21 protein-coding genes are annotated in these 24,053 nt (G+C 49.7%); 10 read left to right on the forward strand and 11 right to left on the reverse strand.

The window, feature by feature from the left end:
- Positions 1-14 precede the first annotated feature (14 nt).
- Positions 15-998, reverse strand: a complete 984-nt coding sequence (locus AAC637_RS06775; RefSeq protein WP_340302859.1) for an ABC transporter permease — start codon at positions 996-998, stop codon at positions 15-17.
- Between the two features lie 72 nt (positions 999-1,070).
- Positions 1,071-2,636, reverse strand: coding sequence for an ABC transporter substrate-binding protein (locus tag AAC637_RS06780; RefSeq protein ID WP_340303168.1), 1,566 nt, complete (start codon positions 2,634-2,636; stop codon positions 1,071-1,073).
- Positions 2,637-3,161: 525 nt separating this feature from the next.
- On the opposite strand from AAC637_RS06780, the gene AAC637_RS06785 reads away from it, so the two are divergent.
- From AAC637_RS06785 to AAC637_RS06795, 3 genes are all read left to right on the forward strand, one after another.
- Entirely contained in the window at positions 3,162-3,482 is a 321-nt protein-coding gene (locus AAC637_RS06785) for a hypothetical protein (RefSeq protein ID WP_340302860.1), read from the forward strand.
- A 258-nt stretch (positions 3,483-3,740) separates the two neighbouring features.
- The gene (locus tag AAC637_RS06790) at positions 3,741-5,639 is read left to right on the forward strand and encodes a di-heme-cytochrome C peroxidase (protein WP_340302861.1); all 1,899 of its coding nucleotides are present in this window, start codon (positions 3,741-3,743) and stop codon (positions 5,637-5,639) included.
- Between the two features lies 1 nt (position 5,640).
- On the forward strand, positions 5,641-6,909 hold the full coding sequence (locus AAC637_RS06795) for a DUF4331 family protein (protein ID WP_340302862.1): 1,269 nt from the start codon (positions 5,641-5,643) through the stop codon (positions 6,907-6,909).
- Between the two features lie 35 nt (positions 6,910-6,944).
- Here AAC637_RS06795 and AAC637_RS06800 read toward each other — a convergent pair whose 3' ends face one another.
- From AAC637_RS06800 to AAC637_RS06815, 4 genes are read right to left on the reverse strand one after another with little or no spacing between them, the layout of a single operon-like run.
- Positions 6,945-7,901 (reverse strand): ABC transporter ATP-binding protein, encoded by a 957-nt coding sequence (locus AAC637_RS06800; protein ID WP_340302863.1) that lies wholly within the window; start codon positions 7,899-7,901, stop codon positions 6,945-6,947.
- Positions 7,898-9,787, reverse strand: a complete 1,890-nt coding sequence (locus AAC637_RS06805; RefSeq protein WP_340302864.1) for a dipeptide/oligopeptide/nickel ABC transporter permease/ATP-binding protein — start codon at positions 9,785-9,787, stop codon at positions 7,898-7,900. The genes AAC637_RS06800 and AAC637_RS06805 overlap by 4 nt, the downstream gene beginning before the upstream one ends.
- Positions 9,784-10,731, reverse strand: coding sequence for an ABC transporter permease (locus AAC637_RS06810; protein ID WP_340302865.1), 948 nt, complete (start codon positions 10,729-10,731; stop codon positions 9,784-9,786). The genes AAC637_RS06805 and AAC637_RS06810 overlap by 4 nt, the downstream gene beginning before the upstream one ends.
- A 56-nt stretch (positions 10,732-10,787) precedes the next feature.
- Positions 10,788-12,362 carry an ABC transporter substrate-binding protein gene (locus tag AAC637_RS06815; protein ID WP_340302866.1) on the reverse strand — a complete coding sequence of 525 codons (1,575 nt, stop codon included), beginning with the start codon at positions 12,360-12,362 and terminating at the stop codon, positions 10,788-10,790.
- A 92-nt stretch (positions 12,363-12,454) separates the two neighbouring features.
- Here AAC637_RS06815 and AAC637_RS06820 point away from each other — a divergent pair, with 92 nt between their 5' ends.
- Positions 12,455-13,144 (forward strand): DUF1028 domain-containing protein, encoded by a 690-nt coding sequence (locus tag AAC637_RS06820; protein ID WP_340302867.1) that lies wholly within the window; start codon positions 12,455-12,457, stop codon positions 13,142-13,144.
- Here AAC637_RS06820 and AAC637_RS06825 read toward each other — a convergent pair.
- Positions 13,114-13,875 carry a FadR/GntR family transcriptional regulator gene (locus AAC637_RS06825; RefSeq protein ID WP_340302868.1) on the reverse strand — a complete coding sequence of 254 codons (762 nt, stop codon included), beginning with the start codon at positions 13,873-13,875 and terminating at the stop codon, positions 13,114-13,116. The genes AAC637_RS06820 and AAC637_RS06825 overlap by 31 nt on opposite strands.
- A gap of 89 nt (positions 13,876-13,964) precedes the next feature.
- On the opposite strand from AAC637_RS06825, the gene AAC637_RS06830 reads away from it, so the two are divergent.
- Together AAC637_RS06830 and AAC637_RS06835 are read left to right on the forward strand one after the other, a co-directional pair.
- Entirely contained in the window at positions 13,965-15,194 is a 1,230-nt protein-coding gene (locus tag AAC637_RS06830; protein WP_340302869.1) for a M20 family metallo-hydrolase, read from the forward strand.
- Between the two features lie 149 nt (positions 15,195-15,343).
- The gene (locus AAC637_RS06835; protein WP_340302870.1) at positions 15,344-16,051 is read left to right on the forward strand and encodes an IS6 family transposase; all 708 of its coding nucleotides are present in this window, start codon (positions 15,344-15,346) and stop codon (positions 16,049-16,051) included.
- 221 nt (positions 16,052-16,272) lie between these two features.
- Here AAC637_RS06835 and nagB read toward each other — a convergent pair whose 3' ends face one another.
- The 3 genes from nagB to AAC637_RS06850 all read right to left on the reverse strand — a co-directional run bounded on the left by nagB (position 16,273) and on the right by AAC637_RS06850 (position 19,013).
- Positions 16,273-17,055, reverse strand: a complete 783-nt coding sequence (gene nagB, locus AAC637_RS06840) for a glucosamine-6-phosphate deaminase (protein WP_340302871.1) — start codon at positions 17,053-17,055, stop codon at positions 16,273-16,275.
- 79 nt (positions 17,056-17,134) lie between these two features.
- Positions 17,135-18,190 (reverse strand): hypothetical protein, encoded by a 1,056-nt coding sequence (locus AAC637_RS06845; RefSeq protein ID WP_340302872.1) that lies wholly within the window; start codon positions 18,188-18,190, stop codon positions 17,135-17,137.
- A gap of 19 nt (positions 18,191-18,209) precedes the next feature.
- Positions 18,210-19,013 (reverse strand): 3-methyl-2-oxobutanoate hydroxymethyltransferase, encoded by an 804-nt coding sequence (locus AAC637_RS06850; protein ID WP_340302873.1) that lies wholly within the window; start codon positions 19,011-19,013, stop codon positions 18,210-18,212.
- A gap of 211 nt (positions 19,014-19,224) precedes the next feature.
- Here AAC637_RS06850 and AAC637_RS06855 point away from each other — a divergent pair, with 211 nt between their 5' ends.
- Positions 19,225-20,004, forward strand: a complete 780-nt coding sequence (locus AAC637_RS06855) for an oxidoreductase (protein ID WP_340302874.1) — start codon at positions 19,225-19,227, stop codon at positions 20,002-20,004.
- Here the strand turns inward: AAC637_RS06855 and AAC637_RS06860 are convergent.
- Positions 20,001-21,026 carry a LacI family DNA-binding transcriptional regulator gene (locus AAC637_RS06860; RefSeq protein WP_340302875.1) on the reverse strand — a complete coding sequence of 342 codons (1,026 nt, stop codon included), beginning with the start codon at positions 21,024-21,026 and terminating at the stop codon, positions 20,001-20,003. The two genes, AAC637_RS06855 and AAC637_RS06860, sit on opposite strands and share 4 nt — an antisense overlap.
- Before the next feature lie 189 nt (positions 21,027-21,215).
- On the opposite strand from AAC637_RS06860, the gene AAC637_RS06865 reads away from it, so the two are divergent.
- Genes AAC637_RS06865 through AAC637_RS06875 form a run of 3 tightly spaced genes read left to right on the forward strand, consistent with a single transcriptional unit; the run spans position 21,216 to position 24,031 of the window.
- Entirely contained in the window at positions 21,216-21,944 is a 729-nt protein-coding gene (locus AAC637_RS06865) for an SDR family NAD(P)-dependent oxidoreductase (protein WP_340302876.1), read from the forward strand.
- Positions 21,937-23,106 carry a Gfo/Idh/MocA family protein gene (locus tag AAC637_RS06870; protein WP_340302877.1) on the forward strand — a complete coding sequence of 390 codons (1,170 nt, stop codon included), beginning with the start codon at positions 21,937-21,939 and terminating at the stop codon, positions 23,104-23,106. The genes AAC637_RS06865 and AAC637_RS06870 overlap by 8 nt, the downstream gene beginning before the upstream one ends.
- Before the next feature lie 10 nt (positions 23,107-23,116).
- Positions 23,117-24,031: a sugar phosphate isomerase/epimerase family protein gene (locus AAC637_RS06875; RefSeq protein WP_340302878.1), complete on the forward strand. Its 915-nt coding sequence runs from the start codon at positions 23,117-23,119 to the stop codon at positions 24,029-24,031.
- Positions 24,032-24,053 lie beyond the last annotated feature (22 nt).

The raw sequence follows: 24,053 nt of genomic DNA on the forward strand, positions 1-24,053 counted from the left end.
TAGTGCGCCTCAACTCAATGCCCCCCTACGCTTCGTTCAATCCGCAAACGAGGATCAATGGCGAAATAAAGGACATCGACTATCAGATTAATTGCCACAAACATTACGGAAATCATCATCAAATAAGCAGCCATGACAGGTATATCGACAAACTGAACAGCGTTGATGAACAGCAGGCCCACGCCCGGCCATTGAAAAACAGTTTCCGTGATGATCGCAAAAGCGATGATACTACCTAGCTGGAGACCAGTTATTGTGATGACTGGCACAAGTGTATTTTTCAGAGCGTGCCGAAAATTAATTGTTTTTTCGCTCAACCCACGCGCTCGTGCAAAGCGTATATAGTCCATGCGCAATACTTCTAACATCTCAGTGCGAACTAGACGCATGATTAATGTCATTTGATAGAGACCAAGCGTAATGGCGGGAAGAATTAATGCTTTTAAACCACTGGCTGTTAGGAAACCTGTGGTCCATCCCCCGAGGTCAACGACCTCACCACGGCCAAAACTTGGAAGCCAACCAAGCTCAACAGAAAATATATAAATCAATAAAATTCCAATCAGGAACGTTGGTAGTGACACTCCGACAAGCGACGCTGTCATAATAAAACTCGGCAGTACACCGTGTCTCCGTATTGCGGTGAACACTCCCAATCCAACACCACCAATAAAGGCTAAGAACCCTGACACGAGCGCCAATTCCACTGTAGCAGGCAATCTTTCAGCGATAATTTCTGAAACAGGTCGCCCTTGGCGATAACTTAAGCCAAAATTTCCTTGAGCAGCTTGCTCCAAAAAGCGCCAATATTGCACTATAAATGGCTGATCTAGCCCAAGCTGTTCGCGCAAGCGCTCAATATCGGCCTGCGTGCGTTCTTGACCCAACATGTTATCCACGGGGTCTCCCACGAAACTGAACATCGCAAAAGCAACAAAGCCAACAGCGAGTAACACTATCAAAGACTGAAATATCCGGCGTAGGATGTATGCCAGCATGAAAAAATTTCCCAAGGGAACAAATTGATAAAAGGGTTACTGCCCCTCTAATTGAGGGGCAGTAATTCACAATTAGTTCATCGTGAAGAATTTGAACTTCGGATCATCTTCAGGGCTAACGTCAATACCAACTGCATCACTCATACCCCAGTTAAGAACCTGGTGATGTATTGGTAGGTACAACTGCTGTTCTTGAACATCGTCCCAAATCGCTTGGATCGTAGCATTTCGGGCGCTTAGGTCAGTTTCAGACGCTAAGCTCTGGATCATGGCATCCATCTCAGGATTTGAATAGCCAGTCCCGTTCCAGCTGCCTCGGTCTTCTCCACGAGTGTGCGTCAAGAAGTTAAAGATATACTCGGAGTCATATGTAGGAACGCCCCAACCCAACATGTAGAAATCGGTTTCACCATTTGTAATGAGTGGGAAGTGTTGTGCCTTTGGCTTAGCGTCCAAGTTAACGGTGATGCCAATTTGCGCCATCATGCCGACGGCTGCTTGGCAAATCGCTTCATCATTGATGTAGCGATCATTTGGGCAGTCCAACTGGATGGAAAACCCGTCGCCATAACCCGCTTCGGCCATCAAAGCGCGTGCAGCATCAATATCAGTTGAAACAGAACCGTCCATCTCTGCTGTCCAGCCGTTTACAAATGGCGGAGCAATCATACCAGCGGGTTGCGATTGACCCCGCATAACTACTTGCTGAATAGCTTCACGATTAATAGCCATATTCATTGCGCGTCTAACGCGGACATCGGCAAGCGGGTTAGCACCATCAACATTGTCATTTGCAATGTCCGCCGCCCCCATATTCATTCCGAAGAAAATTACGCGGTTTTGTGGAGCTGTCTTAACGATGAGACCATCCGTGTTCGCAACACGGTCCAAGTCTTGCACGGGAACATCTTGGATAAAATCGACTTCCCCAGACAACAGCGCCGCTACTCGTGTCGCAGCATTCTGAATAGGTGTGTAAATGATTTCTGTAACTTCAAGTGGGAACTGCCCAATACCCCAATAGTTTTCGTTTTGGGTTAGAACTGTCCGTACATCAGGTTCACGGCTAACAAGCTTGTACGCCCCAGTGCCATTTGCGTTCGTAGCCGCAAAAGTCGTTTCTCCACCTTCGACGTCCTGCACTTCTACAACGCCATTTGCTTCAGCCCAACCACTATCCATCATAAAAAGATTTGTAAGGTTCGATGGTAGGATTGGATTTGGACCATCCGTAACCATCTCAACAGTTAAGTCGTCAACCGCACGAACTTCAACGATTGAGTTCAACAGTTCCTTCATATTGGAATTTTCTGACTGCGCTCGTCCAATTGAGAACACAACATCTTCAGCGGTAAATGCAGCGCCATCGTGATAAGTTACACCCTCGCGCAAATTGAACACCCAGACATTTGGATCATCGGGTGACGGCGCCCAGTCAGTAGCCAATGCAGCCTGAAACTGCCCCGACATATCGCGTATTATAAGTGGTTCGTAAATTTGATGGGCGAGAGTATGAGTCGGGCCCTCGTTTTGTGCATGCGGATCCAACGTCAATGAATCCCCTGACCGCGCCCAACGCAATGTTTCCGCGCTGACTGACGAAATGGCTACTGCTGACACTGCAGCAGTAAGAAGCATAGTTCGCAACGTTTTCTTAGAGTGGGTAAGTTGCATTTTGTTCTCCCTGTTATAAAGCACCCATAGAGGATTTTAGGACCACAACATGCAATGAAAAGAGATTTCGCTCAAAGGATTTCATCAGAAACCTCATCTGCCGATTGGTTTTTCCTCATTTAAACGTACAGGATAAGATATAGAGCAGAAGACATCAGTGAAGCGGTAAATTGAGACATTCGGAAAAAGTGGCTGCGGGGGCGGGATTAAACCTATGCCGAACTCAAATTTATAAATAAGAAATTTGAAGCGTTGACACGTACGATTTTTCCAACGGTTTTCCTGCTCTCGCAGGATCCTGTAAATGAAACGGTACGTACTATAATGTTTGCGCAGGCATAACCAAACTGCTCAAATTATGAGCAAATGATCCATTTGCGGTTCTAATTTCATATTTTCCAGGCGGTTATCCGTAACCGCCTATTACGCCTATTGCACTCCCTCCATCGAAGGTCACACATTGAAGGCGTGGTTTTGGGAGTGAGTACAATGACAGAATTCTACGAAAGCCCAATGGAATACGCGAGCTTCATATATGAGCGCAGCAAGGTCATTTGCTACGGGCTTAAAAACAACGCGGGCGGGACAGTAACGGTGCTCAACTTTGTAGACAGGATACTCGCAGAACAGTTCAAAGCGGAATTTTTAACCGACAGAAGTTTTGAAGTTTTTCACAACCAGGCCCAGCTTATCTGCCTATCTGACTATGACACTGTAATGCGACGATCCAACAACGATCCTCGTGTAAAGTACCTTCACTACAATCGAGAGTTCATGATGGGCACACTGGCACATGTCGGTCGGTTTTAAATGGGAGATTTAGCTTCTCCAAATAAATTGTCCTGAAACCGCAATTTGAGTGCTCGAAATAGTAGCATCTAAGTTTAAAAAATGAAGCTTTGGGATGGCGCCGCGAGGACGAAAGTTTTTACATTTTAGAGGGATTAGGTTAATATTTTGCAAACGAAATGGACGGCCTCTTTCACAGTTGAGTATCAAGACAAACACAAGCAGCGTATAACTTTACTGTAGGATGAGAGCCTTCCCACCTGAAGAAGGCTTGAAACGATGGCGCAAAAGTTCAATCAAACTGTTGCAATACTAGTAGTGTCATTGCTGTTTTCTGGCTCTGCAGCTACTAATGAAAGCTACACTGAAGCCCTAACAGTAGATCAAGGCTGGAGTAACGCAGACAGGTCTTTCTTCTACTTTTCTCCTCAAGGTTCACCAATAATCCCGCTGTCATATTTTATGGCGCTAGAGCAACCGGATAGCGCAAGTCCTTTTCTAAATCAGGACTACCTGAGAGAAATGGGAATGATTTTCTGGGATGATCCTGTCGCAAACCCTTTAGGCTTGCCGGTCGGCCTTACCCAAGACACAGGGCGGTTAGGTAACGAACCTCAGCTGGGAATGAATTGCTCCGCATGTCACGTTGCAGAAATTCGGGTAGGAGATACTGTTGCGCTAGTTGACGGCGGTGTATCCCATTTTAATTTTTGGGAATTTATGACGTCTTTGGACGAGGCTCTAACCCAAACGGCTGAGGATCAAGAGAGACTAAATCGGTTCGTAAACAACCTTAATGAGCAAGCGAACATTTCATTAGACATCGATCAGGTCGCAGCGCGCCTAAATCAAATCATCGCAAAACGCTCCCAATGGTCCGCGAGAAACCACACAAATGTTATTCCTGGCCCCGGCCGTGTTGATGCGCTCAATGTTATTCTAAACCAAGTAACGGCGGGAATGGTGGGGCGCCCAGAAAATGCCAGAGCGGCTGATGCTCCCGTCAGCTATCCGGCACTTTGGGACGCTCCTTATTTAGACTTTGTACAATACAACGGGGTCGTTCCTAATGCTGGTGCCGGAGCAATAGGGCGGAATGTTGGCCAAGTTCTTGGTGTTTTCGGCGAAGTTGATCTTGCCCAGGGACGACTACCGCCTGGGTACAATTCATCAGTTAACGTTACGCATTTGATGGCTCTCGAAGAACGACTGCAGACTTTATCGTCTCCAGCTTGGCAGAGCTTTGTAGAAATCGGGGTACTTCCAGACCTGGATATGTCTCTCGTCGCGCAAGGTGAAGAGATATATCAGGCAGAATGCGCAAGTTGCCACGCAGTCATTGACCCTGTTAATCGAGGTGATCTGGCTTCGATCCATATTCAAACCTTTGATTTGGAAACGATCGGCACTGATCCATCAGCTGCTCTCGGATTTGCCGCTCGCGAAGTTTTCACTGGTCCTCTCGAGGGGCGCAAAGTGGGGGTCGTTACAGGAGCAGAGTTTTGCGATGTAACACACGGAAATGCGGCTCTTGCTCACGTAGTGGCGGGCGTGATGATAAACCACTTAGGCGATGATCGCCATGCTATCGTACAAGCTGCCGAGGGTGTAATCGCCAACACCATTGAACATAAACTTGCGGGTGCTTGGAACTCCATTCAGTCGTTCTTTGGCGCCGAAACCGCAAACGATGCGCCGCCCAACTACACCACAATGATCAATGCCATGGCTGCAGAAGGCCTATCGCAGCAAGAAATCGCAGATAAACTAGCTGAATCTAGCTCAAATTCCGCAGCTCTCTTTAATGAATTGGTACAAGATCATTTCCGATACCACGGTGAAGATCAATCATGCATGAGTGTGCTTGAGACGGCACAATATCGAGCACGACCTCTTAACGGCACTTGGGCTACTGGACCCTACCTTCATAACGGTTCAGTTCCGACCCTTGACGACCTACTACGTCCAGCGAGCGAACGTCCTACTTCGTTTGCGGTGACCAATAGTCAGTTCGATCCGGCTCGAGTGGGATTTGTAACAAGCACCGCGGACCAGACTTCAGAAGTGTTTTACCTAGATACCACCATTCCGGGCAATTCAAACACCGGCCATGAATACGGTACTGGGCTTGCTGAAGCAGACCGCATAGCGTTGCTCGAATATTTAAAGAGCCTTTGAGTTGGGCGTTTTCTTGAGAGCCAAAACGATTTTACGGCTGTTCACGGCTGTTCTCGTTTTGGGCAATTCGGCGGCGTTAGCGACCGACCACATCGATGGTTCGAATACAGTTTATGATCCATCTGTGGATCTAACAGACCTCTATGCATTCACTGCTGACGAAAACGATCCTAAACTTGTCTTAATTCTGAACGCAGTTACGGCCGCAATAGCCAAACTCCCGTCAACCGAAGCCTACTTCAATATTTTATTAGCACCTGCAGATGAAAATCCTGACGCGAGCGGTTATCAATTATCGACTGAATTACCGTATCAAATTAGCTGTATCTGGCTTAACGAGCAAATCTCTTGTCAATTTCCTAGTGGCCGTTTGCTTGAGGTGGCGCTTGATGAAATTACGCCTCCGGCTGCCATACGAGTATTTGCAGGCCTGCGGTCTGATCCTTTCTATCTCAATGGTAGGTGGGCTATCGAGTTGCAGTCAGGTTCTGTAATCCCGCCGGCATTTTCGTCCAATTCTATAGAAAACCTTAATGTCTACAGCATCGTGATTGAAATTGACTTAGATGAGTTGCCTGATGCGCTAAGTGAAGGTGTGATTGCAGTCGGCGCGGAAGTTATGAATTCCGCAGGTGTCGTCAGCGATAGGGTTGGTCGCCCTGAAATTGCCAACATCGCTATACAGGCAACTGGCGCGGATGACCTCCGAAATGCCCTCAATGCTCAAAGAGCCCTAGAGATTGCACCTGACCTGCGAGATATTTTGGAAATTCGATTACGCCAAAATTTGGATCGCTATGACAACCTTTCACCATCTGCTTACAGCAGTAATAAAGATAATCTTGCTCGCATTCTGGCTGATGACTACCTCCTTATCGATACGCGCCTTCCTTGCAACGAGGGTAAATATTTTGAATTGGAAATGGCTTACCTTGAGGCGCGCTCACCGGAGAATTGCGGAGGACGTGGGCTAAACGAGGATATTATCGACGCAGTGTACGGGCTTTTGATCAATGGCACTGTTAACGATCCGGTGCCGGATGGCGCAGATGCACCAACACTGGCACCACTCGATGAATTCCCCTATTTGGCAGCGCCTAATACTGGAATGAAAGCGTGGTTTGCTGCAGTCACTGGTCGTATTTTGGCGGCACTATCTGTCGAAGGTCCAAGGCGGATGTTGATATTGTCATTCGGGGCAATGATTATCCTGATCCCGATACTTATTTTAGGAAAATTTGCATTAAAGAGATTCAAGTCCAAAGCGTAATCATTCAGTGGTAGAACTAAATCCAAAACTCGGGCCTATGTTGCCTCAGCAAAATGACAAGCAACTTGAACACCATTGTCTAACCACCTCAGCTCTGGAACAAGTTTTGTGCATTTGTCCTTAGCAATTGGGCATCGGGTTGCAAAAGCACATCCGAGCGGCGGATTAAGAGGATCGGGTAATTCTGCATTATCCGCCTCTGGGCGTTTTAGGCGAACACCTACTCTGGGAGCACTACTGGCCAAAAGTTTAGTGTAAGGATGACAAGGTTTTGAAAATACCTGCTCAGCTGAACCTAACTCAACAAGTGAACCAAAATATAGAACGGCAACGCGGTCACTGACTGCCTCTACTACTGCCAAATCATGGCTAATAAACACGTAGGTTAAATTAAGTTTGACTTTCAGTTCAGCCAATAGATTCAAAACTTGAGCTTGAACAGATACATCAAGGGCAGACACAGGCTCATCCAAAACTATAATTTTAGCGTCGGCGACGATAGCACGCGCAAGTCCAATACGTTGAGCCTGTCCCCCTGAGAACTCATGTGGGTAACGATCCAGGAAATCTTCGCGCAACTTAACGGAATTAAAGATCTCTCGAATGCGTGAATTCCGCTGAGATGAGTTCATTTTGTAAAGGAATTTCAACGGCGCCCCGACAATCTGGCGTATCGTTTTTCGGGGATTTAAGCTACTGATAGGATCTTGAAAAACGTATTGAACTTTTCGACCAAATTCCCTCGGATCATTTGCGCTCGAGTCCCAGCCCTCGATTTCAATAACGCCCGAGCTTGGTATGGTCAGCCCAGCTAACATTCGGGCAAGCGTGGATTTACCGCAACCGGACTCACCGACTACGCCTAAGGTCTCTCCCTTTTGAATTTCCAAAGATATTGGATGCACTGCATGCAAATGAGTGGGCGAACGAAATAACCCTCGCCCAATAGGAAAAGATTTACGGACACCTGTTAATTTTATAGCTGTCGTCATGTCGCAGCCCCAGTTTTAACATTTTCAGGATGTAAACATCGAACACGGTGACCATTGGGAAATTCCACTGACGATATTGGAGATAACTCACACGCTGATTTCGCCTTTGCACAGCGAGGAGCGAAAGCACATCCGCGGGACAAATTATCTACTGCCGGAGGCAATCCAGGAATAGCTTCGAGACGGCGGCGTCCTTTACCTAATTCTGGCACGCAAGCCATAAGGCGCGCTGTGTAAGGATGAGCTGGCTGGGTAAGAATTTGGTTTGTTACACCTTCTTCAATGACCTGGCCCGCATACATTACAGCCACTCGATCACAAAGCTGAGCTACAACTCCAAAATCGTGCGTTATGAAAATAATGGATATATGTTTTTCACTCCTCAGATCATCTAATAACGATAGAATCTGGGCCTGCACCGTAACGTCTAAGGCCGTGGTCGGCTCATCAGCTATAATTATTTCCGGATCATTCGCGAGAGCCATAGCAATTCCGATCCGTTGACGCATACCACCTGATAATTCGTGCGGATAACTGTCAAAGCGTTTTTCAGGGTTTGGAATGCGTACTGTATGCAATAAATCGAGGGCACGTTGCCGACTGACGTGTTTATCAACTGACTGATGGGTTAAAATTGCTTCACTCAGTTGCTTGCCCACCGTATAGAGCGGGTGCAAAGTGGAAAGTGGATCCTGAAAAATATATGAGATCCTATTTCCGCGAACTTGGCGTAAACTTTCGTAATCAACGCTCAGAAGGTCTCTGCCTTGATGCCAAACTTGTCCGTTTGTTATCAATCCCGGGGGCGATGCAACGAGACGCGTAGCGCTCAGCGCTGCAACTGATTTTCCAGAACCACTTTCTCCTATAATTCCCAAACATTCTCCTGGACGTATATGGAGTGTGACGTCAGAGACAGCTTTAAAAGTACGATTTTTAATTCGAAACTGCGTTGATATTGATGATAGGCTCAAAGCCAGATCACTCGGCGGGATCGGATTATCCTGCTTATCACGCCTTACTAAAGTGGTTGCGCTAGGACGCGACAGAGCGCCGGATTTAAGACGCGGGTCGAGCGCATCTCGCACACCATCGCCGAGAAGGTTGATCGCCATAACAACGACCAAAATCATGAGACCAGGTACAACTGACGTGTAGGGATTAGTTATCAAAGCGGAGCGCGCTTCACCCAACATTGATCCTAAATCTGCTTGGGGAGGCTGTGAGCCCAAACCCAGAAAACTTAATCCGGCCGTCTCCAGTATCATCCATCCAACAGTCGTGGAAACAGCAATTACAATCGTAGGTAAAACGTTGGGCAGAACTTCCCCAACCATAATACGAAGGTCGCCCATCCCACCCAGGCGGGCAGCCTCGATGAATTCCTTATTTGCAATACTCACCGTGATACCGCGAATGTTTCGCGCAAAAAATGGAATATTGACCACCGCCACTGCAATTAGAGCGTTCATTAAACCAGGACCAAGGGCAGCAACGATTGCTAAAGCTAACAAAATGTAGGGAAAGGCCATCAACATGTCGACGCCTCTCATAATCAAATTATCCAACCAACCGCCATAAAACCCTGCGATTATTCCAACAGCAGCACCAATAGTCGCTGCAAAGAAAGCCGCAGAAAAACCAACTGCAAGTGATAATCTGGTCCCCCATAGCACACGGCTTAGCAGATCACGGCCCAAGTGATCGGTACCCAAAATACCAGAACTCGAAAAAGGTAGTTGAAATCGATTAGCTGTATTTGTCACATCCGGATTTGCTAGGGGCAAAAGGGGTGTGACCAGCGATAGAACTATAATGGCTGACATGACTACCAAGCCAAATGCCGCCAATCGATTGCGTGTCAGGAGCACAAGGAAATCCCTCATGTCTTGATCCTTGGATCTAGCAAACTCTGCAGAACATCCACCAGAATATTGAAAAAAACATAGCAAGCGGCGACAAACACTACGCCACCTTGGACCAAGAGAATGTCCCGTTTGAGAATTGCATCGACCAGCATACGACCGATACCAGGCCATTGGAAAACCATTTCAATATAAACTGCCCCCGACAGAACGAAGCCTGCTTGAATGCCGAGAACAGGAATAATGCTAACCATTGCTGCTTTCATAGCATGGCGCCAAATTACATATCGTTCGTGGACACCTTTGGCCCTGGCGGTGCGAACAAAATCTTGCCGCAAGACCTCAAGCATTGCTGACCTTGACAAACGCGCAATTACACCAGTGGCTACAACAGATAATGCGAATGCGGGCAAAGTTAAATGGCTCATCAATGCGGCTAGATCACGCGCACCATAAATCGGCCACATCCCTGAGACAGGAAACCAACGTAGCTGCACAGAAAATATTAGGATCATCATCATTCCAAGAAAGAATGAAGGAATGGAAATACCCAATAGGACCGAAAAAGTAATTAACTTATCAACCCCACTATATTGACGGGCAGCAGATACTACACCCGCAGCAATTCCCATAAGTGAACAAAGAACAAATGAGGTGCCAGATAGCACCAAAGTTGCAGAAAACCGTTCCAAAACCTCATCTAAAACATCTCGGTTCAACGCAAAGCTGCGGCCAAAATCACCTTGCAATAAATTAGTAAGCCAGATGAAATATCTTTGGATTAATGGCTTATCCAAACCAAGATCACGGTTTAACTTCTCAACATTTTCTGGAGTTGCATAAGAACCCAGTATTGCAGTTGCGGGGTCCCCTGGGATCATCGCCATGATAAGAAATACAATTATCGAAATGCCTAAAAGAACCGGTATTGCAGATAGTATTCGTTTTACAATGTATGCAGCCATGCTCTGACCTATGAAAAACTGTAGCCGCCCTAAGCCAGGCGGCTACAGGATCTGCTTCAGTTTTTCACTACATCATCCAGCAGCAAGAAAAACGAGGGCTGAAGCGAGAAGTTCGCAACGCGATCAGAAGTAACAGCGTTTTGCTTCCAGTTCGCAACAAACACCCATGGTGCGTCTTCTTGAACGATAACCTGCATTTCTTGGTAAAGACGTGCACGTTCGTCTTGGTCGGTAGCGACGCGAGCTGCCTCAAGCAAAGCGTCCACCTCTGGGTTGGAGTAATAACCGGAATTAAAGCCACCTTCTTCAGGCCAAGCAGCTGTACGCAACGCGAGGAACGGAAGAGTATCAGGATCATTCGTCATCCATGCCATTTCTGCCATATCAGCCTTGCCTTCAAGACCAGGGTTAACCTCACCAAGAAACGTGTTCCACTCATAGGTTTCAATGGTCACATTGAAGCCCACGGCTTCAAGGTCAGCCTGAATTGCGGTTCCCATTGCGACAGGATCCAACATCCCAGAGCCACCCTCTGTTACATAAAACGTGAGCTCGGCTCCCTCGGCACCGGCCTCGGAAATGAGAGCGCGAGCGCGGTCAGGATCATATGGATACGGTTCAAGGCTTTCGTTATAAGCCCAAGCAAAAGCAGGCGGTGTCGGACCAGCCGCCACCTCAGCTGTTCCCTCAAGAACATCATTCACAATTGCTTCTTTGTTGATGGCATAATTGGCGGCTTGGCGCACACGCACGTCAGCAAACGGACCCTCTTTCGCATTTAAGATCAGAAACCAAACGTGAGGACCTGCCTGTTCATGGATTGTATATTCAGCACCCATAAACTCACTCAGCGACACAGGCGGCACCTCAACCATCAGATCAATACCGCCAGCTAGCATTTCAGCAGTTCGGGTGTTTGCATCAGTAATTGGACGGAAAACCACTGCCTGTAGTGCGGGTGCACCGTCCCAGTAATTTTCATTAGCTTCGATAACCACAGCCTCATTTGAGCGCCATTCTCCAAAAGTAAATGCACCGGTACCTGAGGGATTTCTACCGTAGTCCGCTCCATGTTCCATAACAGCAGCAGGAGAAACTATAAGACCAGTGGGATACGCAAGGTTCGATAAGAATGGTGCGTAAGGGCCGTTAAGCGTAAACTGTACTGTCATATCATCAACGGCTTCGACACTCTCAACCGCAGAAAAGAAGAATGCCAACGGGAATGGACCAGTGTCATGGTAAGGGTGGCTTTCGTCCAACATACGATCAAAGTTGAATTTCACCGCAGCAGCATCAAACGCGCTTCCATCATGGAATGTCACACCGTCGCGCAAATTAAAGGTGTAGACTGTCCCATCATCGCTAATATCCCACGATGTCGCCAAAGCAGGCTCTACTTCCAGCGTGCCATCACGGTATCGTACCAAGCCGTCATAAACATTCATCAAAATGCGAAAATCGTTAACGGCGGTAACAGCAGCTGGGTCCAAAGATTGAGGTTCAGCTATTTGACCTACTATCAAAACATCTTCTGGTGTCTGCGCAGAAGCGGTTAGTGGAAAGAGGGCAAATGCAGTTGCTGCTCCTGCAGCTAACATTGCCCTGCGGGATATGTTCAGCAATGACATTGGGAAGACCTCTCCTGTCTATTTATCATGATGAATTGCAGTCACGCAAATTATCATGATAAATTCAAGAAAAATGTGCTAGGGACATAAAAATGACATTCTCGATTCTCACTTTTGACCAGAAAACAGGCGTTTTCGCGGGCGCGGCAGCTACAGGTAGCCTCTGCGTAGGAGGTTGGGTGCTGCGTGGTGATATCGAATCGGGACTTGTCGCTTCCCAAGGAACTGCGCCGAGTACTTTTTGGCGCGATGAAATGCTGCGGGGTATGTTTAAAAATGAAAGTGCCCCGCAGCTCCTTGAGCGCATTACCCAACCAGATACAGGAAAAGAATTCCGCCAACTAGCAGCTGTTGATCGCAAGGGAAACTCAGCAGCTTTCACGGGCGCTCTAAGCATCGACTACTGCGGGCATCTGTTGGAGCAAGGCGTAGCAATCTCTGGTAATATGCTATCTGGACCAGCCGTGCTCGACGCGATGCAAAAAACAAACTGGACTGCGGTCGGAGATCAGGCGCAAAGAATGCTTCAAGTACTTGATGCTGCTAAAGATGCTGGTGGTGATTTCCGTGGTTTGCGTTCTGCCGCCCTTTTGGTTCTAAAGCCAAACGAGCCCCCGCTTGATCTGCGAATTGATTGTGCAGATAAACCCATCGCTGCTCTTTGGGAATTATGGCATGAGACCAAAAAAAGTCCTTACCAAGACTGGCTTTCCGAGGTTCCTGTATTGGCTGATAGAATGCGCAAACCCAGTCATCCATTCACAAAGCGTCGCATCAGCTGAACTTCCTGATCCTGCATGAACGCCTCAGCTACCTTCATGTGAGATGTCATGATTTTCCGCGCAGCCTCACTGTCTCCAGCGCGCAGTGCAGCCACCAAATCAAGCTGGTGCTCACGGCCTTTGCGCCACAAGTCTAAGTTTGGGGGATCGTAGAGACCACGAAACACAGTAAGGTCTGTTAGGATCCGTGACATAAAGCCAATTACGAAGCTCAATAAAGGATTGGCGGCATATTCCGCAAGCTGAGCATGAAACTCCAGGGAAGCTATATGACGCTGCTTTTCTTCGTCTGCGTTTAGAGCTGGATGTGGATGACGGTCAGCCAACGATTGCAGCTTATTCAACTGATCAGCATCCAAATTTCCGGCCAAACTCGCGGCCAACTCTGGCTCTAAAACTTTCCGCAACTGGTAGATGTCAGCCACAGATAAATCCTGAAAATAAAAATAATTTGCTAGCAGTGCTCGCGCACGCTCGGCAGAGACTTCACCAACGATACTTCCTCCACCAGGACCAGTTTTTGTCAAAATTAATCCTTGAGCTTCAAGAATTCGTAGGGCCTCACGCACGGTGCCTTTTGACACACCAAACTTCGTGATCATCTCACCTTCGTTGGGGAGTTTATCACCTTGCTTCAAATCATGCTCCACAACCCACTGCTTAATTGCTTCTGCTACTTGAACTGGGCGTGATTGCTTTGGTTTTGAAGAAGAACTGTTACTGCCGTCCATAAAGCGCCTCGTTAATATCACTGCAATGTATAGACAGGCCCGTTATCTATGTGTAGCACAATATTTATCATGATAAATTGTGAGTGGCTATGGACTGGGGAAAAATTGCGCAACAGCGCTTAAACGAAATCGCAAAATGCAGCCTACCTTCGGCCGGCGTTACCAGGTTTCCTTTCACCAAAGAACACGAACTTGCTATCGGCGTCATCAAGGGTTGGATGGAACAAGCCAACCTGTCAGTCTCCATGGATGCAGCGGGAACTCTTATTGGCCAAACACAAGGAAGCCCTGAAGCGCGAACTTTTCTCATCGGATCTCATCAAGACAGTGTTAGAGATGGTGGCCGATATGATGGCATCATGGGCATTGTCCTCGGCTGCCTCGCACTCGAAAAGCTTAAAACTGAAGGCATAAATCTCCCATTCACGGTTGAGGTATTGGCCTTTGCTGATGAGGAGGGTGTACGTTTTCCGACAGCATTAATGGGCCCGCGGTCTTTGGCTGGAACATTCGATCCAAAAGATCTTGATTTAAAAGACCGCGATGGTGTGTCGCTGCGAAATGCATTGGCCGAATTTGGCGGCAAGCCCGAAAAGCTTCTTGCTCTCAAACGCAAATCACAAAACATCCTCGGATATCTTGAGGTTCACATTGAACAAGGTCCAATTTTAGAAAATCAAAATTCAGCTTTAGGTGTGGTATCTGGAATTTGCGGAATAGAGAGACATGAAGTTACTTTTGTTGGAGAAACTGGACATGCAGGTACTGTACCTATGTCTAGCAGACGTGACGCTTTGTTAGCTGCTAGCGAGTTCATTGTTGCAGTGAACCATAATGCAATGATGCAAGAGCAAGTGCGCACCACGGTCGGAAGTCTACAGTTATGGCCTGATATTGTTAATGCGATCCCCGATAAAGTAGCGTTGACCCTGGAAATCAGAGCACTTGACGATCAACAGCGGCGAGAAGTTCAAAGCAAAGCTCAAAATTTGATAAGTATTGTCAGTCAAAAATATGATGTTAGCGGAACTATAAAATGCACTTACTCACAGCCGGCAGTTTTATGTGACGAAGGTCTTTCGCTTTCCTTGAAAGCGGCCACTCTTAATTATTGTTCGAACACACTAAACCTACCGTCTGGCGCCACACATGATGCCTCGGCTATGGCTGATTTATGCCCAATCGCAATGCTATTTGTCCGCTGCAAAGAAGGTAGGAGTCACACACCACTTGAATCTGTTACAGAGGAGGATATGGCTGCCTCAATAAATACAGTTGCAGATTTTCTGAAAGGCTTTCAAGGCCAACTAGTGCGTTGATTTTTATTCCCCCATGTAAATCCGTCTTGAAATTGTTTCTTCCAGCGATAGCCAACGCCTGCCCACTTCACCTGAAGTACGATGCTCCAAGACATTGTCAGATTAAACCACCCTTGAGTGGTAGGGGGCCTCACTCTAGGTTCAACGCCATGACAAAGCGCAGCCCCTTTCGTTATTTTAAGACGAGCCCCGAGATCATCCGCCTTGCGGTGATGATGTATATCCGGTTTCCACTTTCCTTGAGGAATGTAGAGGATCTTCTGCACGAGAGGGGGATCGACATCAGCCACGAAACAGTTCGGTTCTGGTGGAACAGATTTGGTCCGTTGATGGCAGCTGAGATCAAACAAAAACGCATTCAGCAACTGCGGGCTTACTCCAAGTGGGAGTGGCACGTGGATGAAGTCTTCGTAAAAATCAACGGTGAACGCCATTACCTGTGGCGTGCAGTGGATGCGGAAGGTGAGGTGCTAGAAAGGGTTGTAACAAAGCGTAGAAACAAAGACGCTGCATTGAAAATGCTTAAAGCATTGATGAAACGATATGGCCGTGCGGAAAAGATCGTGACGGATCGATTAAGGTCCTATGGCACCGCCTTGAGGGAATTGGGCTGCCCGGACAAACAAGAAACAGGACGTTGGTTAAACAATAGGGCAGAGAACTCACACCAACCATTCCGACGAAAGGAGCGCGCGATGCAGCGGTTCAGGCAAATGCGAAGTTTGCAGAAATTTGCCTCCGTTCACGCTTCCGTCTTTAACCACTTCAATCAGGATCGTAGTCACATACACCGTGCTCATTTCAAACAAAGCCGCACCGCCGCTCTAATCGAGTGGCGCGGTCTTCTTGCAGGATAACAGAACCACTACTTTGGCTAAACAGAGACGAGTTCGCATTCGTCTGACAGCACCACACAAAGAGACCGCACAGTGCATTGGGCTATCGCCCACCCGCTTCTGAAGCCATCATACAAATGGATCAGAGGCCAAATATGCACTAACTATAAATTTGGACCGGTCAAATGAGGCTGCTCATTTGGGTATGAGGATTATGTGACAAATCAGTGTGACAGCACCGATTAAGGACTGGCAAAATCGTCTCCGTTAGGATGGACCTGATGGTAGTAATCTGTCATTTGCAGCTCGCTTGCTGCTCCGTGATCAAGTACGACGGTGACCTTGGGATGCATTTGCAGGGCGGACGCCGGACAGGCGGCGCTGACGGGCCCCTCGACCATCGCGGCTACGGCAGCGGCTTTGGCCCTACCGGTCGCCAAAAGTAGACAAGTGCGCGCCTCCAGTATGGTCGCGATACCCATCGTAATTGCATAGCGTGGGACAAGATTCTGCGAATTAAAAAACTGTTGGTTGGCGTCGCGTGTGGCCTCAGTCAGGGTCTTGACCCGTGTGCGCGAACCAAGACTGGATGTCGGTTCGTTGAAACCGATATGCCCATTTGCACCTATCCCCAATAGCTGCAAATCGATCCCACCTGCTTTAGCAATGCAAGCCTCATAGCGTTGCGCCTCAACACAAGGGTCAGAGGCATCGCCGCGCGGCAGATGGGTGGCTTCAGCACGGATGTCGGTATGCTTGAATAGGGCGTCGAGCATGGTCTGGTGGTAAGAACCAGGATGGTCGGGTGGAAGGCCCACGTACTCATCAAGGTTGAAGGTGCTGATCCCCGCCAAAGAAAACTCGCCCGCATGATTCCGACGCACGAGTTCATTATAGAGCGGCATCATCGTGCCCCCAGTTGCCAAACCTAAAACCGCATTTGGAAGCGTTCGGATTTGCGCCGACACTATATCAGCTGCCCTCAAAGTCACAGCCTGCGCATCTTCCAAAATAAGGATCTTCATTTACTTTCCTCGTCCAGTCGCGCCAACAGCGCCGAAAAGTGGGGCATTCGCCCCAAATCGCGCTGCCTGTAATTAACACCTAAGCACCGGCGTCCACTTCCTTCATCAACCGTTCTGTCGACAGAGCGACGGTATTCAATGCGCCGAGTTCGCCCTTTACAGCCAGCTTGGAATTTGACAGCGAAATCGTATCGACGGCTTCTTGGCTTGGCCAACTTACTGCCCCAATGACATGACAAACGCTGAAAATGGAACCTTGAGAACCTGAAAACGGTGCGTTTACACCGAAATCCCTTCCAAGAATATGTGGCGCCCAACCTTCTTCGACACCAAGGCAACCAAAATGCCTTCCAGACCATGGCGCATAGTCACGGCCACCGTTGGAGTGCCATAGCATTGTCATCGGCATAGCTTTCGTTGCACGAAGTGACAAAAAAAGATCGCCTTCAACCGGTCTCGTTACCGCAGTCCAGCCCAGCTCGTGGTCGTAAGCCTCAATTCCGACGACAAAATCTTCATGACACGGGAACCATGGATAGTGCGTGAGATCGGCGGTACCCTTAAGGGCGGGAAAATTTCTAGGGTCGAACGATTGGCCCGGATAACTCAGCCCTGAGCGGCCTCGTATCGGATCAATTTCGACAGGCCAATAAGGCGTCCGCCATTCGCGTTTCCGCGAGGTGCTAATGATCCCGCCATTTGGAAGCGAAACGTTGGCGTGGTTCGAAAATGGAACGTCTAGGGTCAAACCCGTAAATGTGTGGCGCTGGTAGACAAACGGATGCCCGTCGCGGAGTTCGATTTCCTTGGTGAGTTTTGCTCCGTTCACACTTTTCTTCAGCCGTGCGCACAATCGGTTCATAGTCTGGAAGTCTATGAGCCACTCTGAGTTAGCTGGCCAGCCATGAAGCGGCATATCTTCGGTTTCCTGACCGAAGGGCGCACAAAAGAAGTCCCCCCCGAGTGTCTTGAGATGAGGGGGTACCCCATCAGGAAACTCCTCTTCAGAGTCCACCCATGGAGCTTTGTGGAGTGGAGAAATTGACTGGCCACCGTCTGTTACGGTGAAGTCGACAATCTGGCCAATCCTTGGATCAAAACGGAGACTGATACCTTCAGCCATCAATTCGATCATTGCGCGAAAACTCCAGAGGTTACGATTTGGCGTCCAATTGTTCCTTGAAGGCCTCGAGCTCATTTGGCGCCATCTTCACTACGTGTTCGGATTGTGGAAACGACCGGTCCTTGACGTCTGAAACAAACTCGCGGAACGCGGCAATTCGTTCATTTTGTAGACGATCATATTCGGCGCGAAAGTTCCGATAAACTTTGGCGTGTCGAGGAATGTGTCCTTCCGTATAGCCTAGGATATCGTTGGAAAAGAGATACTGTGCGTCGCAGCCAGAGCCTGCGCCCATGGACCAAACGAGGATGTTGACACGCTTGGAGATCTCGGTTGCGACTTCTTCGGGCACAACCTCGAGCTCGATTGCGAATGCACCCGCGGATTCATAAGCCTTAACCTCTTGATAGAGCCGCATGGCAGTGTCGGCCGTCTTCCCGACGGCTCGAAAGCCTCCGGTCCACGTGGCGCGGGCTGGAACCAGCCCGACATGTCCTACAATCGGCACGTATTCACGCGCTAGCATCTCGACCGTCGCGAGTGAACCGGAGCAATAAAGCGCATCTGCGCCCCGTTCGAGCGCTTGGTTGCACCACCGAAGGTACGCATCTGGAGAGCCACACTCTGTGTGTGTTTGTCCAGTCATCGAAAAGACAGACGGTGCGGCATTGCGATAATCTGGGTGAAACAAGATTTCGTCCGGAACAGAGGCGATGTCGATCTCGGCCGCTTCGGCAGCGGCTGCTTCTTCCAGGCTGAAATAGCGAAGCATGGTCAGTTGTCTCTGACCCTTACAGGCCTGAAGGTCTGCAACAGTTGGAAGTTTTCTCGTCATCAAGCAGTCCTTGTTCGATGCTTCGTTGCGAAATCCGACTGAAAGCAATAATATGAGATATTAGATCGCCTTGGAATAAAAAGATTTTTTTGAGGGTACGAAAACTTCACACCTTGAGGCTCGGAACGCGGCGTTGGATACACTTGCGGCCGCATAGCATTGAGCCCAGTAACGTTAACAGTAAAGGGAACGCCCCCCATCGAAAGGATGCATGACAGCAAGGCTTGAAGATATGGTTCTGGTCGTCACAGGGGCGGCCAGCGGCATCGGGCGATCGATTGCCGAACTCGCGGTGGCACGAGGCGTTCGAGGATTTTGTTTAAGTGATATCGATGCGGACGGCCTTAGTGAAACTGCGGAAAGGCTTAAGTGCGACGCCCATGTTGAGACAGTTGTGGCAGATCTGAAAGAGCCGGTGGCAAGTGCTAATATCGCGGATCGAGCTATTGCGCGTTTTGGTCGGATTGATGGGCTCGTGAATGCAGCAGGTGTAACAACGCGAGCGAGTTTTGTGGACGGCACGACAGGCGTCTGGGACGATGTGTTCGCAATAAATGCGCGCTCAACGTTTCTTCTGATGCAACAAGCAATAATGAACATGCTGGAACGTAAGGCTGCGGGCGCTATCGTGAACATCCAATCCATGAACGCGCACTGCGGCCATCCCGACCTCGCCATCTATGCGGCATCAAAAGGTGCTATACAAACGCTGACCAAGAATGCAGCCAACGCGCATTTGGGCGATGGGATCCGGGTGAATGGAATCAACCTTGGCTGGACCCTAACGGACGCAGAAGACCGTCTACAGTCGGAGGTTTTAAAGCAAGGCGATGACTGGGCGGCACGAGCAGGCGCGTCTCTTCCCTTGGGGCGGCTTTTGTCGCCCACTGAGGCATCGCGACTCGCAGTGTACTTGCTGGATCCAATTTCTGCGCCTTTGACCGGAGCTTCCATAGATATGGAGCAATGGATCGCGGGCGCACCTCCCTAAGTTGGTGGCGGTGCAGTACTGGAACGAACCACCAATTCCACAGGCAACGGATCTTCGATTCGAGGTGAATCAGCCCCTGGAACAAGTCGTGCTAAAAGGACCTCTGCGGCTTTGCGACCCAACTTGTGACGATCCTGACGAATGGTTGTCAGTGCTGGGACATAGAACTCGGACATCTCGATGTCGTCGAAACCGACAACGGAGATGTCTTCCGGTACGCGCAAGCCAGCTGCCTGAAGGCCTGAGATTAAACCGAAAGCAACCATGTCGGCCGAACAGAAAACTGCCGTTGGCCTGTCTTCCATCTCCAAAATCTTGGCTGCAGCGTCGTGCCCCGACTCAAGCGAGAAATCACCACGTATGATCCATTCTGGGCGCGCCGGAAGCCCCAACTTTGACCGCTCTGACACCATTCCTTTTCTTCGCGCCGTGGTCAGGACATTTCCTTCCGGCCCTGTTATGTGCGCGATTTTTCGGTGACCCAGCTCATGCAGATGACGAATGGCAAGGCGAGCGCCTTGAGCATTGTCACTGGAGATTACAGGAAATGCTTGTCCTTCGACCCATTCGCACAAAAAGACGATGCGCTCACTCATACCAAGGTCGACGCATTCCTGCAGGGCATTCGACGATAGGTGACCATCCAGAGAAATCGCACCATCAATCCGACCATCAAGGAAGTAGCCGGCAAAAGCCGAGTCTTGGATGGGGTCACTTTCTGTGTCCGTAATCAAGACTGCATAGCCTGAACCGGCAAACTCCTCGCTGATGCCCGCAAGGATTCCCGAATAGAATGGTTTTCCGAGATTAGGCACCAACACGAGCACAGCACTTGCTCGCTGCGTTCGCAGATTTCGCGCGGCTTGATTAACCCGGTATCCGGTTGAGCGAATAGCGACATGCACCACTTCGCGCGTCGGCTCAGAAACGAGACTCGGATTGGTGAGCACCCGGCTTACAGTCGACGCTGATACTTTTGCGGCTCGGGCAACGTCCTGAATCGTTGCTGTCTTGGTGATCATGGTTTTCCAACATACATCGCAAATGACGGGTTGACTCGAATCTATACTCCTGTCGATCATGAAATCGATTTCATACAATTAAAAGATAAAAAACATAAAATATGAAATCCATTTCAAGCCGCCAAACGGCGGTGTCTGAAGCCTTGAGTTGATGCTGTGTGCGAGGTGTCGTCAAATGGTACTGCTGCGGTGAACAGAGAGTCGAATTACGATTTTTCAGATGCCCAAGTTGTGGTCATCGGTGCCAGCCGCGGCGGTATTGGCGCTGCGATAGCGCGCGCATTTCAGGACGCAGGTGCCCACGTCGAAATCACTGGGGCAGAACCAGATTGCTTGCCCGAAGATGCTGAGCGATTTTGCTACACGCGGCTGAATGTTACCGACGTGGATGCTGTTGCAGCGTTCGCTGAGAAGCGCCCCCGAATCGACGTTCTGGTCAACTGTGCAGCAATTACGAAACGCGGCGCAGAAATGGAGCCATCGTTCTTTTCACATGTACTGGACGTCAATCTCACCGGGTCGTTCCGCTGTGCATTGGCGATGCATCCAAGCCTGTCAGCCGCAGCTGGGAGCGTCATCAATGTTGCCTCTATGTATGCGCGCTTCGGGTCGCCAAGAAACCCCGCCTATGGCGCATCGAAAGCCGGTATTGAGCAGCTCACTAAATCGCTTGCAATCGCCTGGGCGGAAGATGGTATTCGCGTAAATGCCATCGCACCAGGGTTCATTGTGACCGAGCAATCGGCGAGGGCGCGGCAAGACCCCGCCTTCACGGCGAAGGTTGAAGAGCGCACGCCGCTATTGCGATGGGGACAGCCAGAAGACATCTCAGGAACGGCACTCTTTCTCGCTTCCAAAGCGGCAGGCTTTATCACCGGCGCATGCATTCCTGTAGACGGAGGGTACTCGGTTGTCTGACAGATCAGGAACCAAATTCTCCGAGGTCGCCGCCGCCGTTATTGGTACTGGTTTCATTGGAACGGTCCACGTACACGCTTTGCGCCGCCTCGGCGTGCAAGTGCGCGGCGTTCTTGGCTCATCGGCTGAACGCGGAGCTGAACGCGCTGCAAACATCGGAGTCGCTCACGCCTATGCGTCGCTTGATGAACTTTTGGCCGATGATGCTGTTGACGTTGTCCATGTCACGACGCCAAACTACGCTCATTACCCTCAAGTGAAGGCCATTATTGCCGCTGGCAAGCATGTTGTCTGCGAGAAGCCGCTCGCCATGACAAGCGAGCAATCCGCGGAGATGGTCAAACTGGCTAGAGCTTCGGGAAAAATCTGCGCTGTGTGCTACAACATCCGCTTTTACCCACTGAACCAGCAGGCCCATGGCATGGTTCAATCTGGTGAACTTGGGGATGTCCGGTTTGTTTCAGGTCGCTATCATCAGGATTGGCTGGCAAAGGACACCGATTGGAACTGGCGACTGCAATCCGAGGTCGGTGGTGCGCTGCGCTCGGTTGGGGATATCGGCACGCATTGGGTGGACCTCACGAGCTTTATTACCGGGATGAAGGTGCAGGCAGTGATGGCCGAACTCGTCACCTTTCTGCCAGAGCGGCAGCGCCCAACGGGGCCGGTTGAAACCTTCTCCAGCGGCGGGGGCGTGGCAGAACCCGTAGCAATCGATACAGATGACGCGTCGATGATCATGCTTCGTTACGAGAATGGATCTCGGGGCGTCATGAGCACCTCTCAGGTTAATGTAGGCCGCAAAAACTCCTTGCAGTGGGATATCGCCGGCAGCGTCAGCAGCGCAGCATGGGATAGCGAGACACCCGACCACTTGTTTATCGGTCACCGCGACGCGCCGAACCAAACACTAATGAGAGATTTTACGCTGATGAACCCAGTTGGCACAGCTGCAGCAATGCTGCCACCGGGACATGTCGAAGGATTTGCCGACAGCTTTTTTAATTTCTTTCGCGCTGTTTATTCAGACGTCGCACGGGGCGCACGCGGCGCGAACAGCACTTGGGCGACCTTTGAAGACGGGCACTATGAGATGTTGTTCTGCGACGCGGTTCTGAAATCTTCGCGCGAGGGCCGCTGGGTAGAATTGGGCGAGATCTGAGGAGAAGACGATGCAACTTGGACTTTTGACGGCTCCATTTGAAGACACCAAGCTGCAAGACGTGGCTGCGTGGGCAGGGGCGAACGGATTTTCCTCGCTGGAGGTTGCGTGCTGGCCTTCGCTTGGTGGCAAAAATCGCCGTTATGCCGGGACAAGCCATATCAATGTCGATGGGCTGAGCGCGGACCAAGGCCAGGATATCATCGGTGGCTTAGCGGAGCATGGTGTGTCGATTTCAGGGCTGGGCTATTACCCCAACCCGCTTCACCCAGATGAAGCCCATCGCGAGGATGTCATCGGGCATCTCAAGAAAGTCATTACCGGAGCCAGCTCCATGGGGTTGTCCATCGTCAATACATTCGTTGGCGGCGACCGGACGCTGAACGTCGATGAGAACTGGAGTCGTGCCCGGGAGATCTTCGCACCTATCGTCGCACATGCAAAGGATTCAGGGGTAAAGCTCTGCTTCGAAAACTGCCCGATGATCTTCAGCTATGACGAATGGCCCGGCGGCCATAACATCGCCTATTCGCCTATGATCTGGCGCCGGATTTTCGAAGAATGGGGCGATGCGGTCGGTATGAACTTCGACCCCTCGCATCTGATCCTGCAATTCATCGACCAAAACCGGTTCATCAAGGAGTTCGGGCCGCACATGGCCCATGTACACGCGAAAGATTTGATGATCGACCGCGACGGGCTCTATGAGCGTGGGATCCTGTCAGCCGGCATGGGCTGGCAAGTACCGAGGCTTTGCGGGCTCGGCGATGTCGTTTGGCCTGACTTTTTCTCCAGCCTCTATCGCGTGGGCTATGATGGTCCAATTATCATCGAACACGAAGACAGGCTCTTCGAGGGCACCGACGAAAAGATAAAGCGGGGCTTTCTCTTGGCACGCGACGTTCTGCAACCATTCATCAAATAGAAGGGCAAAAATGCCCCGTATC

Source organism: Roseobacter sp. HKCCD7870 (assembly GCF_037830315.1).
GTDB lineage: Bacteria > Pseudomonadota > Alphaproteobacteria > Rhodobacterales > Rhodobacteraceae > M30B80.